This window comes from Herpetosiphon llansteffanensis (assembly GCF_003205875.1).
GTDB classification, from domain to species: Bacteria; Chloroflexota; Chloroflexia; order Chloroflexales; family Herpetosiphonaceae; genus Herpetosiphon; species Herpetosiphon llansteffanensis.
In genome coordinates this window covers 36,592-51,211 of record NZ_PUBZ01000076.1, presented here as the reverse complement: position 1 = coordinate 51,211, position 14,620 = coordinate 36,592, and the positions used below count along the sequence as shown (strand labels likewise).

Here is a 14,620-nt window from a genome sequence, read left to right as displayed (position 1 = left end):
ATGTACAACAATCAAAGTGCCGAAGAGATTGCCGCCCGCATTGCTGCTGGCGAAGATTTGTATTTGCTTGATATTCGCGAACCAAACGAATGGGACATTGCCAGCATTGCCAAAAGCGAACGCAAAGCCATGAGCCAAATTAATGAATGGGTCGGCGAACTGCCCCAAGATCGCGAAATTGTGGTGTTTTGCCATCATGGCGGGCGCTCGGCCCAAGTTTGTCATGCCTTGGCAAATCAAGCTGGCTTCACGCAACTGACAAATATGACTGGCGGAATTGATCGCTGGTCGCTGCACGTTGATCCTAGCGTCAAGCGCTACTAAAATACAGCAATATGCAAGTGCCTGTGCAACAAACGAGCGAGTTTATCCAAGGCTATGAGTTGTTTAACGCTGGCCACTATTGGCATGCCCACGAAGCGTGGGAAACGCAATGGTTGCAACGCAGCGGCGCTGAACGCAGCTTGCTTCAAGGCCTGATTCAAACGGCTGCGGCGCTCGTGCATTGGACGCGTGGCAATCCCAAAGGGCTTGAGCTAAATTGGCAGAAAGCAGCGCCCAAGCTGCAAGCAAGCCTCGCTTGGGTCGATTTTTTAGATCTACCGCATGTGATCGTGACAATGCAGGCACTTGTTGACAATCAGCAGAACCAACCGCCGCAATTGCGTTTCGTTTCAGCTTCCGATCCACTTTGCAATCAACCTTGAGGGTATCAGCATGTCGGAGATCATTTTAGTTGTTGATGATGAAGCTCGTAGTATTGATACCTTGCGACGGGTGCTTGAACGTGAGCGCTACACCGTGCGCGTCGCCCGCAATGGGGTTGAGGCTCTTGAGGATATTCAAATCTGTATGCCGGATTTGGTGTTGCTCGATGTAACAATGCCCGTGATGAATGGCTTTGAGGTTTGCCGCCGCCTGCGCGACCGCGAGGAAACCCAATTGCTGCCCGTGGCGATGTTAACTGGCTTGAATGATGATGAATCGCGGATTTTGGGCTTGGAGATGGGCGCTGACGATTTTATCAACAAGCCCTTTGAGCGCACCGTTTTGTTGGCGCGGATTCGTTCGCTGCTGCGGGTGCGTCGCCTAACCGAAGAACTCGAAAGCACCGAGCGCGTGATTTTCACCTTGGCCACCACCGTCGAGTCGCGCGACCCCTACACCGAAGGCCACTTGCGCCGCTTGGCCTCGTATAGCCATGCCTTGGCAACCGCCTATGGCTGCGATGCCAAAGAAGCCCGCTTGATTCGCTATGGCGGCTTGTTGCACGACATTGGCAAAATCATCATCCGCGAAACGGTGCTGCAAAAAGAGGGCAAGCTGACCGACGAGGAATATGAAGAGATGAAGAAACATCCGCAAATTGGGGCTAATATTGTTGCTCCAATGCGCTTTTCAGTTTCGGTCGGGCCAATGGTGTTGCACCACCACGAACGCTGGGATGGCAAAGGCTACCCTCATGGAATTGCTGGTGATACAATTCCCCTAGGTGCGCGGATTATCGCCGTGGTTGATAGCTTCGATGCCATGACGACCGACCGACCGTATCGCAAAGGCATGAGCCGCAGCGAAGCTGTCCAAGTCTTACGCTCAGGCCGCAACACCCAATGGCAGGCCGAATTGGTCGATCTCTTTGTCGAATTGATCGAACATGGTCATGTTGCCTCGAATGATCTCAGTTGGGTGCTGCACAACGACTAAGCTCAATCCGCCGCAGATTGGCGTTTTAGGTGAGGTGGGTATGCATCCAGATTTATTGCCATGGCTACGCTGTCCGGTTTCGCAAACCAGCCTAAGCTTGCACGATGCCCGTTGGCGCGATGGTCTGGTTTGGTCGGGAACCTTGGTAAGCGCCGTTGGGCAGCAATGGCCAATTCGCGATGGGATCGTTGATCTGCTGCCGCGCTCTGCTGCTTGGAATGGAGCACAAGTTGTCAATCGCTTGCCGCTGGCGGCGTGGGGCTACGAACGGCTTTGGCGCTGGCAAGCCTTGAGCAAACTCAGCGGGCGCAGTTTCCCCTTGGATGAAGAAGTAGCCTTGTTAATCGCCCAGCTAGCACCCCAACGTGGCGGCCTGTATCTCGATTTGGCCTGCTCGAATGGCCTCTATGCGCGAGCGATTGCAGCCAACCTCCCTGCCGATAGCCATTGCGTGGCGCTGGATCATTCGTTGCCAATGTTGCGCGAAGCCCAACGCCGTAGCCGCGCCAAACGCCTCAACATGAGCTATATTCGTGGTTTAGCCGAAGATTTGCCCTTTGCCGACCAATGTTTGGCTGGCGTTGCTTGTGGCGGCTCGCTCAACGAGTTTGTGCGCCCAGATCGGGCAATCTCTGAGGTTCGACGCTGCTTGCTGGCGGCAGGTCGCAGCTTTTGGATGCAAGCGCAACAGGCTGCTTCACGCTCAGGCCGTTTATTCCAAACCTTCTTGCTCAGTGGCGGGATTCAATTTTTGGCTGGCGACCAGTTTGTTGCCAGTTTACGTGCTGCTGGCTTGCATATTTCGTTTGAGCAGCGCGATGGCGCGGTGCAGATTGTCGCGACCCGTGGCCGTATTATTGCTTAACTGCTACGGCTTTTGCCCATAATCCAACTCTCTAGCGCAGGATCGAACTGATGGCACAAGCACAATTACTCTATATTGGCACTGATCATGGCGTGGTCTTACTCAGCAATCCTGGCCGAATTGATCGCTGGATTTCGGTTGGCATTGAATTAGCTGATCAGGCGATTCGGGCCGTTGCTTGCCAAGCAGACGCACCAATGCAAGCCACGGTTTGGAGCAACGAGCAAGCATGGCAAACCAACGATGGCGGCCAAGCGTGGCAAATGCTTGAGCCAACGCCCGCGCCACCCCTACCAAGCCAGCAGCTGGAATTAGCTGGGCAACCAGCGGCGACCATTCGTATTGCCAGCGATCCCAACCAATTAGAGCGCAACGATGGCACTGCTTGGCAAAGCTTGCAGCTAGGCCAAGTTGGCCAATGGAGTTGTTTGCTGCATGTGGCCTATCAAATCGATAGCCTGTATGCGGCCACCAATGCTGGCGAAGTTTGGGTTTCAAGCGATCGTGGCCGAACCTGGACAGTTCTGAAACAACAGCTTGCGCCAATCAACGCCTTGGCAATTGGGCGGGTGATCTCATAAAGATGGTAGTGGAGCCTATGATCAACATAAGCAACCGTTTTAGCCAATTTAACCAAGAGCCGTTGTATAACACCAAAGCGGTGGTGCAACGCACTGGGGTTGCCGCCGATACACTGCGAGCGTGGGAGCGACGCTACGGTGTGCCATTCCCAGAGCGCACCGAAGGCCGCCAACGAGCCTATTCCGAACGCGATATAGCGCTGATCGATTGGTTGCGACAACAAACTGAATCAGGTTTGACCATCAGCCAAGCAGTCGCCTTGCTACAAACCGGCAGCACGATCGACCAGTCAACGACCTATGATGTAGCAGGCTTGCAAGAGCTCAGCAACAAATGCGTTCAAGCGTTGCTCAGCTTCGATGTGCTGAAAGCTGATGCGATTTTAAACCAAGCCTTCAGCATGTATCCCGTTGAAACCGTCTGTATTGACGTGATTGAACGGGTGATGGTGGCAATTGGTGATGGTTGGCATGCAGGCACGATTTCAATCTCACAGGAACATGCCGCCACAGCTTTTATGTCGTTGAAATTAAGCAACCTGATTCATCAAGCGCGCACGCGCTCCAATCGCGGCTTGATTATTGTGGCAACCGTGCCTGGCGAGCAACATGAGCTTGGCGTGATGATGGTTGCGCTCTTTTTGATGCGTCGTGGCTGGCGCGTGATTTATCTTGGCAGCAACCTACCAACCTCAGAATTGCTGCATACCGTGCAACGCTTGAAACCAAAATTAGTCGCCTTGAGCGCGACCACTAGAGAAAATTATAGCCAAGCAGCGCATCTTTTGCAGGAACTGAATAAGCTGACCAAACCGCTGATTATTGGCTATGGTGGGGCTGCGCTGAGCGGCAAAGAACAGCAAAAAATCTTGCCTGGCAGCTTTTTGGGCTACAACGCCGACCAAGCATGCGATACCATCGAACAATTATTGGCCTAATTCTTGCGCCGACTCATCCAAACCCGAAATGTTTGCGTAGCACCTAACAGCAAACCATGGTGAGTCTGTAGCAGGAAGGATGTGCTATGTCTTGGCCTTCGCTCGATCCTCAGATGTGCGCTGGATTGACCTTGCCAGCCCAATTTATTCCAACGGTTGCCGAGAGCGTTTCACATCAGCTCAGCAACCAATGGCTCAATAATGCCTATGCCCATTGTACCGAACTAACCAATGTGCATTCAAAGAGTTTTTATTTTAGTACCCAATTGTTGCCAGCCCGTAAGCGTGATGCAATTCGGGTTTTGTATGCTTTCTGTCGAACGAGCGACGACTTGGTAGACATGCACCCAGAAACTGCCCCAGAGCGCTTGCAACACTGGCTCAATACCTTGCGTTCCACGCCCCGTCACGACGACCCCGTGCCGTTGGCCTGGCACAATGTGCGCAACGAATTCAGAATTTCGAGCAAACTAGAGGCCGAATTATTGGCCGGAGTCGAGATGGATCTCTCGATTAATCGCTATGAAACATTTGCTGATCTCTGGCTCTATTGCTATCGCGTGGCTTCGGTAGTGGGCTTGCTGAGCATGCAAGTTATTGGCTATGCGGCTGGAGCCGTGCCCTATGCCATCAAATTGGGCGTGGCTTTGCAATTGACCAATATTTTGCGTGATATTGGCGAGGATGCCCGCCGCAACCGCATTTATTTGCCTAAAGAAGATTTAGAACGCTTTGGTGTGCGCGAAGCTGATATTTTGAATGGTGTGCGCAGCCCACAAATGCAGCAATTATTGCAATTCGAAATGCAGCGCGCCCATCAACTTTACGATGAAAGCTGGCGAGGCATTGGCCTGCTACACCCCGATTCGCGGTTTGCGGTGGCCACCGCAGCAACCGTCTATCGTGGGATTCTTGATCAGATTGTGCGCAATGATTATGATGTGTTTAATCAGCGGGCAAGCCTTTCGTTTGGGGCAAAATTAGCCTATTTACCAACAATTCTCTGGCGCTTGCGCAAGCTCAACCGCGAGTTTCCGCTTGATCAATGGGGGCATGTATGATTTTAGTAACTGGTGGCACTGGCTACGTTGGCTCACGCTTGATTGAAAAATTACGCCAACGCCCTGAGCCGGTGCGGGTGCTCGTTCGCACCCCGGAAAAAGCCCAAAAGTTGGTCGCTGGCAATATTTCCATCGTCAAAGGCGATGTGAGCGATCCTGAATCGTTGCTGGCTGCCATGAAAGGGGTCAGCACGGTTATTCATTTGGTGGCAATTATTCGCGAACGTTCTGGCGGCATCACTTTCGAGCGCATGAATTATCAAGCAACCGTCAATGTCGTCGATGCAGCCAAAGCAGCGGGGGTCAAGCGCTTTTTGCATATGAGTGCGCTTGGCGTGGTCAATGATCCCAATTTACCGTATATGGACACCAAATTTCGCGCCCAAAAATATGTTGAGGCCAGCGGCTTAGAGTGGACGGTGTTTCAGCCGTCGGTGATTTTTGGCGAGGGCGATGAATTTATCAATACCTTGGCCGATTTGGTGCGTCGCCCGTTGATGATTGCCCCAGCGCCGTTTGTGCCAGTGGTTGGCGATGGCAAAACCAAGTTTCAGCCAGTCTGGCGCGATGATGTGATCGATGCCTTCATCAAAGCCTTGGATGATCGCAGCACGATTGGGCAAATTTATCAGTTGGGCGGCCCAGATGCCCTGACTTACGAGCAAATGCTTGATCTGATTATGCAAAAATTGGGCAAAAAACGCAGCAAAATCTATGTGCCAGTGCCCTTGATGAAGCCAGCAGTGTTTATGATGGATAAACTGTTACCCAAACCGCCAGTTACGCCAGCTCAATTAACGATGCTGAGCCTCGATAATAGTGCGCCGCAATCGGCAACCGAGCAATTAATTGGCCATCCGCCGCTAGCATTGCGCGATGGCATCGACTACATCAAAAAACGCAATGGCGCACGCCATCATTAAAAAAACAACCCGCCTGTTGAGCTACAACAGGCGGGTTTTGGTTTAGCCCACAAAGAAGAAGCCAATGCCGACAATGATATAAACCGCCAACAGCATCGCGCCTTCAAGCCAATTGCTTTCACCATCCATCGAAACAAAGGTGGCAATAATTACGCTTAGGCCAAGCACCATCACTTCAAACAAGCTAAAGAATAGCGTCATTTGTTGGCCAAACAACATGCTAATAAACACCAGCAATGGGGCAACAAACAGCGCAATTTGGGTACTTGATCCCAATGAGATTGTCATTGAAAGATCCATTTTGTTTTTGAGTGCAGCCTGAACCCCGACCAAGTGCTCAGCAACATTACCGACAATCGGAATAAAGATAATCCCCAAGAACAACTCGCGCACGCCCAACGAACGGGCCACTGGCTCGACCACTCCAACCAAAAATTCACTCATAAAGACGATTGCCAAGGTACAAACGGCCAAAATGCCAACTGCGGTTTTGATGCTCATATTGGCTTTGTGGCTTTCAATTTCGTCGGTTTCTTCAAAGCCAGTATGCGAAATTGCGCCCGAATCGCCATCACGCAGAATGTAAATCATGCTCAAAATGTAGACAATAATCAGCACGGCGGCGACACCAATCGAAATTGCCTGCAATTGCGGATCATCAACTTGGGTTTTAAACACATCAAGCGTCAGGTTGGGATCGGCAATTTCTTTGAATAATTCAAACAGAGTTGGAATAATCAGGCCAATCACCGCCAGCGTCATCAACGAAGCCGACATGCCAGTCAGGCCACGGTCAAACTTCTGCTTGCCGTTTTTCAAGCCGCCAAGCAGAAAACTAAACCCGATGATCAACAGCAAGTTGCCGATAATTGAGCCAGTAATTGAAGCCTTGACCAGCTCAAATTTACCAGCTTTCAAGGCGACAATTGTGATGATCAACTCGGCGGCATTACCAAGCGTTGCATTCAACAAACCACCGATTTTCGGCCCGGTATGAATCGCCAATTCTTCGGTTGCCTCGCCCAAAAACCCCGCCAGTGGAACCAGCGCTAAGGCTGAAGCCACAAACGTCAGCATGTCATTATGCAGAAAGAATTCAGCGACCACTGCCAACGGTACGAACAACAACATGTAATGAATCCAACGCAGTTTCATGGCGGATCACCTCATACTACTCAAGGGCGATTGCAAACAACAGCTTAACGCCAACAGCGTATCGACACGTGCCAATACGCTGTTGTTGAGCAAACTTTTTAAGGGTGGGTTATTTGGTGCTTTCTTCGACGGCTTCTTGCAAATACGAAGGTTGGCGCAATTCAACTGGTTTTTGGGTAGCTTTCTTAACCCGCAAGTTAAGTACTTCCACCAAAACCGAGAAGCCCATAGCGAAGTAGATATAGCCTTTGGGAATATGTTGGTCTAAGCCGTCAGCTACCAACGACATCCCGATCAGGAGCAAGAAGCTGAGCGCCAACATCTTGACAGTTGGGTGGTTGTTGACGAAATCGCTAATTTTACCTGCTGAGAGCAACATCACGCCAACGGCGATAATCACCGCTGCAATCATCACACTAATATTATCAACCATACCCACCGCAGTAATCACCGAGTCGAGCGAGAAGACAATATCCAAAACCAAGATTTGGGCAATTACTGAAGCAAATGATTTGGCTTTAACATTTTGCTCGTGATGTTCGCTGCCTTCCAAGCGCTCGTGAATTTCAAAGGTTGCTTTGCCTAAGAGGAACAAACCCCCAGTGATCAGAATCATGTCACGACCTGAGATTGCTTGATTGAAAATCGTAAAAATAGGGTTGGTAAGACCCATAACCCACTTGAGTGAGAACAGCAGCCCAATCCGAGTTACTAAGGCTAACGCCAACCCAACTTGGCGGGCTTTGGCTTGTTGTTCTTTTGGCAATTTGCCCGATAAGATCGAAATAAAGACAATATTGTCGATCCCTAAGACGATTTCGAGCAGTGTCAAGGTTAAAAGCGAAATCCAAATCTGCGGGTCAGATAACCATTCCATACAGGTGCGCTCCTTCAATTAGCGAAAACGGATTCTTCCAAATTGTATGCAATCATGCTGCAATGTAAAGGGTATAATTTCTTTATGATACGAACACATGCTTCAATCGATTGGCTTGCCAGCCTGCCAAGCAGCGAACGCCATGTGCTGGCGCATTTGTGGCAAGTTGCCGATGCTGCCGAGCTTGGTCAACCAGCGGCAATTCAAGCCTTGGTGGCACGTTTATCCAGCGCTGAACGTTCGGCGTTGGATCGCGTGATCGCTGCTGGTGGTAAGCTAGCGGCCAAAACGCTTGAACGCGAGTATGGCAAAATTCGCTCACATCGTGATATTGTCACTCCTAGGGCCTATCTATTGGCCCTCCATGGCCAAGCTTCAGTGCTTGAGCGCTTGTATGTTTTGGGCTTAATTCAGCCGCTCAAAGCTGTAGACGGCGAGTATTACGTGATTTTTAGCGATTGGTTGCAAGCTTTGCCAGCAGTTTCGGCCCCAAGTTTGCCAACATGGCACGAACATGCCAGTCCAAACACCTGGGTCGAGGCAGATCTTAGCCAAACTGAAAGTTTGCTAACCACTGTTTTGGCCGTGTGCTATCAGCAAGCGCTTAAACTGACGCGCCAATTGCAGCTTGAACGGGAAGGCTTACGGGTAATCTGTCAACGCATAGCAGTTTCTACGCCAACAAGTGAGCGGCAATTTGGCCAATTGGCTTGGCTGCGGAGCTGTGCGCTTGAAGCAGGCTTATTGCACATCAATAATCAACAATTGCAACTGGCTGGAAACCCATTGCATTGGCTCGAAGCAAGCCCCAAACAACGGCTTGAGCAGCTCTTCAATGGCTGGCTTGGCAGCGATTTTGATGAATTCAGCCTCAGCGAGTTGCAGCTTCAAGCTCGATTCGATGTAAAAAACGCCCGCCAACAGCTTTGGCAATGCTTACAGACTGCGCCAAGCGATCAATGGTTAGGCTTTGACGATTTACTGGCACAGATGCAAACAAGCTATCCAGAACTCTTGCGCAGCGATTTTGAGCAACCAAGCGTTGAAAACCAGCATGGCGAGCCATTGAATGGCTGGCAGCATTGGAACGAGGTTGAAGGCGCATGGATTCAAGCTGCTTGCCAAGGCCCATTGTTCTGGCTGGGCTTGCTTGATGTTGATCAAACGAAGCAGCCACAGGCGTTTCGGCTAACTCAATGGGCGAGTCATTTGCTGCATGCTGGGCATGAGCCAAGCCAATTTGCTGGCCAACTTCAGCTTGCCAGCGATGGCTTAATTCGGGTGCCACCAACTGTCGAGCCATTGCCGCGCTTTCAAATTCAACGCATTACCGAGTGGCAATCGACTGATACTCATGGCACAATGTTAGTTCGGCTAACCGCGCATTCGTATAGCCAAGCCTTGCAACGCGGCATTCAGGCCAGCCAAATGCAGGCATTTTTGCAGCGCTGGTGCGATCGGCCAGTGCCACATGATTTGCAAAGCCTGTTTCAGCAATGGCAAAGCGACCGCCAGCAATTATTGGCTCGGCCAGCCTTGTTGCTTGAGGCCAGCGAAACAAGTTTGCTCAGCGAGATTGCCAAGCTGCCAAATTTGCCGCCCTATGCAGAGCTTGGCCCGCAACTCTGGGAGTTTGAATTGGCTGACGCGGCGGCGATGACACTCAAATTGCACGAGGCTGGCTATGCACTCAATCAAGTCAGCGAGCTTGATCAACGAATTAGTGACCACGATCTTAAGCAGCTGCTCACGGCAATGATGACGATCCAGCGCTTAGCACCAAGTTTGGTCAGCGAAGCCTTGATTGAGCGGGTGCTGCATGTTTTGCCGAGCAGCGAACGCCAACAGCTAAAAACGAACGTCAAACAATGGCTACAGATCATTAACCGAAGCTAGAAGGAGCCAGCATGCGCGACCGATTATATACCACCGAGGCGCTGATTATTCGCCGCTCCGATGTTGGCGAGGCCGATCGGATTTTGACGATCTACACGCCGCAGTATGGCAAACTCAGCGTCACAGCGCGCGGCGTGCGCAAAATGACCAGCAAGCTGGCAGGCCATTTGGAGCTATTTATCCATACGCGCTTGCAATTGGCCAAAGGCCGCTCGTTCGATGTTGTAACCGAAAGTCGGGTTGTGCAGCCGTTTCGCAGCCTGCGCGAAGACCTTTCGCGCATCAGCCAAGGCTATTATGTGGCCGAATTGCTCGACCAAATGACTGTTGACGAAAGCGATAATCCAGCGCTATTTCGGCTCACATGCGAAACGCTGGCAGCCCTCGATGTATTGGATGAAGTTGTGCGCCGCGATGTCATTTTGCGGTATTATGAATTACACACGCTGATTCTTTCAGGCTATCGCCCACATCTATTTCACTGTGCCAATTGTGAGCGCGAGCTTAGCCCAGAGGCCGATCGCTATAGCCCAATCACTGGAGGTGTTTTATGTCAACAATGTTCCAGCAGCGAGCCACGAACATTGCCGATCAATCTCAATACCTTCAAATTTTTACGCTACTTGGCGCGCATGCCTTTAGAGACTGTCGCCAGCCTTGCGCCAGCGCCAGCAACCGTTCATGAAGCGCGGGCCGTATTAAAAGCCTCATTGAGCCAAGTTTTAGAGCGTGAGCTAAAATCGACCCAATTTCTCAATTTAGTGCGTGGTTGACAAGCCTATAGCTTACCACTACACTAGCCGCGATTCCCCCTAAAGGAGCACAACCAATGAGCTATGTTGAGCAACTCTTGGCTGAAAACGAAGAGATTAAATATCAAGCCCATCAACATCCGTTCGTTTTCTTGGGACGCATTGGCTTTGAAGTCGTTGTGATGGCAATTATGGTTGCCGCGATTTTTTTTATTACCAAACTTGAGAGCGCCAAATGGCAAGCGATTCAACCATATGTGCAAGTAATTTTAATTGCCATTATTTTGCTCATTTTGGCAAGTGCTGTGATCGATTTCCTTCGTTGGCGTAATGAGAAGTTTTTATTAACTGATCGGCGAGTGATTCATCTCCGGGGCATCGTTAATAAAGCGAGCCTCGATTCATCGCTCGATAAAATTAACGACGTGCAAATGCGCCAAACATTCATGGGTCGCATGTTTAATTATGGCGATCTTGAAGTTCAAACCGCCAATGAAAACAGCGATAACTTCTTTGCGTTTATTCGCGCGCCACTTGAATTTAAACGCGCCATGTTGAACGCAAAAGAAGAGCATGATCGCGAACCAGCGATGTATATGCAATCGGTTAATGCCTATAAAAATTTCGTGCCACCCTATCAACGCCCAAATGATAACGATGTTGAAGAATTGTTGTTGCGCTTAAACGATCTGCGTCAGAAAAATTTAATTACTGATGCTGATTTTGAAGCCAAAAAACGCGAAATTCTAAGTCGGATATAATGCCTGCGGCCATAGCAATGTGGCTATTGTTGCAAAGGATTTCAATTCATGACCACCAACCGCACTCAAGCAATCGATGGCGCGGTCGCTGCCATTCGTCGTTATACCGATCGTGTGCCCCAAGTGGGAATTATCCTTGGCTCTGGCTTGAGCCAATTAGTTGACCATATTCAAAATCCAGTTGTTGTTTCCTATAGCGATATTCCTGGCTTTGCACCTTCGGCAGTGCCCGGCCATCGCGGCGAACTAGTTTTAGGCGAGCTTGGCGGGGTTTCAGTGCTGGCCATGCGCGGGCGTTTTCACTTCTACGAAGGCTATGGCATGGATGAAGTGACCTTGCCAGTGCACGTAATGCGTGCCTTGGGAGCAGATACGCTGATTGTGACCAACGCTGCTGGCGGCTTAAATGCCAATTGGCAGGTTGGCGATTTAATGCGCATCGCCGATCATATCTTTTTGCCTGGCATGGCTGGATTTCACCCGTTGCGTGGCCACAACGACGATACGCTTGGCCCACGCTTCCCAGCCATGCTCAACGCCTATGATGCAGAACTAGGCGCGATGGCCAAAGCTGCCGCCGAACGGGCTGGCGCAACACTTCGCGAAGGCGTATATGCCATGTTGGCCGGGCCATCGTTTGAAACTGGCGCTGAAATGAACTATCTGCGCGGGATTGGCGTTGATGCAGTTGGTATGTCGACCGCGCCCGAGGCAATTGTGGCCCGCTATCGTGGCATGCGCGTTTTGGGCATTTCGTTGATCACCAACATTGCCCACCCCGACGCTCCACCAGCCAACCACGCGGAAGTGCTGGAAGCAGGCGAAACCGCCAAGCCTATGTTTAGCGCATTGATTACCGATGTGCTCAGCCAAATTGCGGCCTATGGCAAATAGTCTGCGCGGCCTTGGCTTATTGCTGTTTGGCCTCGTGCTTGGCGTGATCATTGGGGTGTGGTGGGTTGCACCACGCCTCAATGGAACGGTGATTCGCTTTGAGAGCGCAACTAACCCAACTACCAGCCCGAGTGCATTACCAACCTTTAGCATTACGCCCGATCCAAGCGCAACCACAACCATCGCAGCAACCACAACACCAAGCCTCGCTGCCAGTGCCACCAGCCAAGCCAGCCCAACCACATCGCCAACTATCCAAGTAACCGATAGCCTTACCAGCTCTGGTGATCTGAAACTCGATGTCTTGCTGGCAGTCAATCGCGAACGTCAAAAAACCGATTGTGTGGCCTTGGTGTTTGAGCCACGCTTGCAACGCATCGCCCAAGCTCACGCCGACGACATGGCCCAACATCAAAAGATCGATCACGTCAGCAGCGATGGCCGCACCTATAGCGAGCGGCTTGAGCAAGCAGGCTACCAATTTATTCGCCGCGGCGAAAATATTTCTGCATGGTTTGCAACCCCAGAAGAAGTAGTAGCGCAATGGATGGATGAGCCTGTCGATGGCCCACATCGCGCCAATATTACCAATTGTGCCTATCGCCATGTTGGCATCGGCCTTGCCTATGCTGAAGATCGCCCGTATTGGGTGCTTGACATGGCTGAACCAAAACCGTAAGCTGTTTTTATGTTGAGTGTGTTCGAGCATATTATTCAGCCAATTCTCTGGGGAGTTGGCACCTATGCAGGGTTGCGGCTTTTGATTCGGCTTGGTCGGCGGGTTGGGCTGATCACCGGCTTAAACATGCTTGGTCAATTTTTGGCGCTCAGCGCTGCTGGCTTAGTTGGCTTATGGTCGGATCAACAGCTCGAACACTGGCCGCTGCTTACCAAAATTCTGCAAACAATCGTCACGGTTTCAATTATTGCTGTGATTTTGCATATTGGCGACCAACTGCTGGTGCGGCGTTTGGCTGCCAATGGCCGTCCCAATGCCATCCCACGCTTGATGCGCGACATTGCGCGTGGCTTTGTGCTGCTCATGACCTTGCTGATTTGTATTGGTCACTTCTTCCAAGTACAAATCGGCACCGTGCTGCTCAGTTCAACCGTATTTACCGCTGTGGTTGGGCTTGCGCTCCAAGATTTGCTCAAAAATGTGATTGCGGGCATCGCGCTGCAAATGGAACGGCCTTTTATGCCAGGCGATTGGATTTTTATCGATGCCCAAACTGGCTATGGCCGCGTTTTGGAAATGAGCTGGCGGGCGATTCGCGTCAAGCCGCGTGATGGTCAAGTGGTTGTCATTCCCAATACAATTATTGCCCAACAACAAATTATCAATATGAGCGCAACTGGTTTGCCCGTTGCAATGCGGGTTGCGGTCACCGTCGATTGTATGCACCCGCCGATGATGGTGCGCGAACTGTTGAAAGAAGCAGTGCTTTCGAGCCGTGGCGTTGTTGCCCAACCAGAACCGTTTGTGTTTGTGCGCAACTACACCGCCTTCTCGACAACCTACGAAGTTAAATGTTGGATCAGTAATTACGATGATTTTCCTCAATTGCAAGGCGATGCGCTCAGCAGGATTTGGTATGTTTTTCAGCGCCAAGGCATTCATTTTGCCTCAAATGAGATGGTGCTGACCCGCCCAGAACAGGCTAGTCGCCAACGACGGCTTGATTACACCCCTGAACAAATTTTCGAGCGCCTGCGCCGCATCAAGCTGCTCGATGGCATGCATGAACAAGAATTGCGTTTTTTAGCCGAGCATGTGGAAATTCGCTTATTTGAACGTGGCGAAATCTTGGCCCACCAAGGCCGTCATGAACATATTTTGTATGCAATCACGCGCGGCAAAGTGCGGGTCGAAGTTGCCCACGGCGATCAGCCGCCGATTGTCGTTTCGCATTTGGGCGCTGGCGATGTGTTTGGCGAACGTGGCATGTTAATGGATGAGCCACGTTCGGCCAGCGTGATTGCCGAAGAAGATACGCGCACGATTGTGATTGAACGCCACGATTTAGCGCCGTTGTATGCCAAAAATCCATCGTTGGCCGAACGTTTGGGCGTGATGGTTGCCGAGCGTCAACAAGCGACCCACAATTATCTTGAGCAGCAGCGATCGGTTAACCAAAGCGCCACGCCCTCACCTGCCGCCCGCTCAATCACCGAGCGGATTCGCGATGTCCTCATCGATTTGAGCAAATAAG

The 14,620-nt window shown here is 51.1% G+C and carries 16 protein-coding genes; 14 read left to right on the top strand and 2 right to left on the bottom strand.

What is annotated here, in order from left to right:
• The 8 genes from C5S61_RS04755 to C5S61_RS04720 all read left to right on the top strand — a co-directional run bounded on the left by C5S61_RS04755 (nt 1) and on the right by C5S61_RS04720 (nt 6,072).
• Nucleotides 1-324, top strand: a complete 324-nt coding sequence (locus C5S61_RS04755; protein WP_110513945.1) for a rhodanese-like domain-containing protein — start codon at nt 1-3, stop codon at nt 322-324.
• 23 nt (nt 325-347) lie between these two features.
• Entirely contained in the window at nt 348-707 is a 360-nt protein-coding gene (locus C5S61_RS04750) for a DUF309 domain-containing protein (protein ID WP_205701363.1), read from the top strand.
• A 10-nt stretch (nt 708-717) separates the two neighbouring features.
• A complete protein-coding gene (locus tag C5S61_RS04745) occupies nt 718-1,704 on the top strand; it encodes an HD-GYP domain-containing protein (RefSeq protein WP_110513943.1) in 987 nt (328 codons plus the stop codon).
• A gap of 40 nt (nt 1,705-1,744) precedes the next feature.
• Complete coding sequence (locus C5S61_RS04740; protein WP_164689232.1) at nt 1,745-2,569, top strand: methyltransferase domain-containing protein; 825 nt, start codon at nt 1,745-1,747, stop codon at nt 2,567-2,569.
• Nucleotides 2,570-2,619: 50 nt separating this feature from the next.
• Nucleotides 2,620-3,150 (top strand): beta propeller repeat protein, encoded by a 531-nt coding sequence (locus tag C5S61_RS04735; RefSeq protein WP_110513941.1) that lies wholly within the window; start codon nt 2,620-2,622, stop codon nt 3,148-3,150.
• A gap of 17 nt (nt 3,151-3,167) precedes the next feature.
• Nucleotides 3,168-4,088, top strand: a complete 921-nt coding sequence (locus tag C5S61_RS04730) for a MerR family transcriptional regulator (RefSeq protein ID WP_164689231.1) — start codon at nt 3,168-3,170, stop codon at nt 4,086-4,088.
• Between the two features lie 86 nt (nt 4,089-4,174).
• Entirely contained in the window at nt 4,175-5,149 is a 975-nt protein-coding gene (locus C5S61_RS04725; RefSeq protein WP_110513939.1) for a phytoene/squalene synthase family protein, read from the top strand.
• Nucleotides 5,146-6,072 carry an SDR family oxidoreductase gene (locus C5S61_RS04720; protein ID WP_164689230.1) on the top strand — a complete coding sequence of 309 codons (927 nt, stop codon included), beginning with the start codon at nt 5,146-5,148 and terminating at the stop codon, nt 6,070-6,072. Before C5S61_RS04725 ends, C5S61_RS04720 begins: the two co-directional genes overlap by 4 nt.
• 42 nt (nt 6,073-6,114) lie before the next feature.
• Here C5S61_RS04720 and cax read toward each other — a convergent pair whose 3' ends face one another.
• Both cax and C5S61_RS04710 read right to left on the bottom strand, forming a co-directional pair.
• Nucleotides 6,115-7,227, bottom strand: coding sequence for a calcium/proton exchanger (gene cax, locus C5S61_RS04715; protein WP_110513937.1), 1,113 nt, complete (start codon nt 7,225-7,227; stop codon nt 6,115-6,117).
• A gap of 109 nt (nt 7,228-7,336) precedes the next feature.
• Nucleotides 7,337-8,104: a TerC family protein gene (locus C5S61_RS04710; protein ID WP_110513936.1), complete on the bottom strand. Its 768-nt coding sequence runs from the start codon at nt 8,102-8,104 to the stop codon at nt 7,337-7,339.
• Nucleotides 8,105-8,188: 84 nt separating this feature from the next.
• Between C5S61_RS04710 and C5S61_RS04705 the strand changes: the two genes are divergently transcribed.
• From C5S61_RS04705 to C5S61_RS04680, 6 genes are read left to right on the top strand one after another with little or no spacing between them, the layout of a single operon-like run.
• Nucleotides 8,189-10,000, top strand: coding sequence for a helicase-associated domain-containing protein (locus tag C5S61_RS04705; protein WP_110513935.1), 1,812 nt, complete (start codon nt 8,189-8,191; stop codon nt 9,998-10,000).
• A gap of 11 nt (nt 10,001-10,011) precedes the next feature.
• Nucleotides 10,012-10,773: a DNA repair protein RecO gene (gene recO, locus C5S61_RS04700; RefSeq protein WP_110513934.1), complete on the top strand. Its 762-nt coding sequence runs from the start codon at nt 10,012-10,014 to the stop codon at nt 10,771-10,773.
• A 56-nt stretch (nt 10,774-10,829) separates the two neighbouring features.
• Entirely contained in the window at nt 10,830-11,513 is a 684-nt protein-coding gene (locus tag C5S61_RS04695; protein WP_110513933.1) for a PH domain-containing protein, read from the top strand.
• A gap of 48 nt (nt 11,514-11,561) precedes the next feature.
• Nucleotides 11,562-12,407: a purine-nucleoside phosphorylase gene (locus tag C5S61_RS04690; RefSeq protein WP_110513932.1), complete on the top strand. Its 846-nt coding sequence runs from the start codon at nt 11,562-11,564 to the stop codon at nt 12,405-12,407.
• The gene (locus tag C5S61_RS04685; protein WP_124033382.1) at nt 12,397-13,086 is read left to right on the top strand and encodes a CAP domain-containing protein; all 690 of its coding nucleotides are present in this window, start codon (nt 12,397-12,399) and stop codon (nt 13,084-13,086) included. The genes C5S61_RS04690 and C5S61_RS04685 overlap by 11 nt, the downstream gene beginning before the upstream one ends.
• 9 nt (nt 13,087-13,095) lie before the next feature.
• Entirely contained in the window at nt 13,096-14,619 is a 1,524-nt protein-coding gene (locus tag C5S61_RS04680) for a mechanosensitive ion channel family protein (RefSeq protein ID WP_110513930.1), read from the top strand.
• The last annotated feature ends 1 nt before the right edge of the window (nt 14,620 follow it).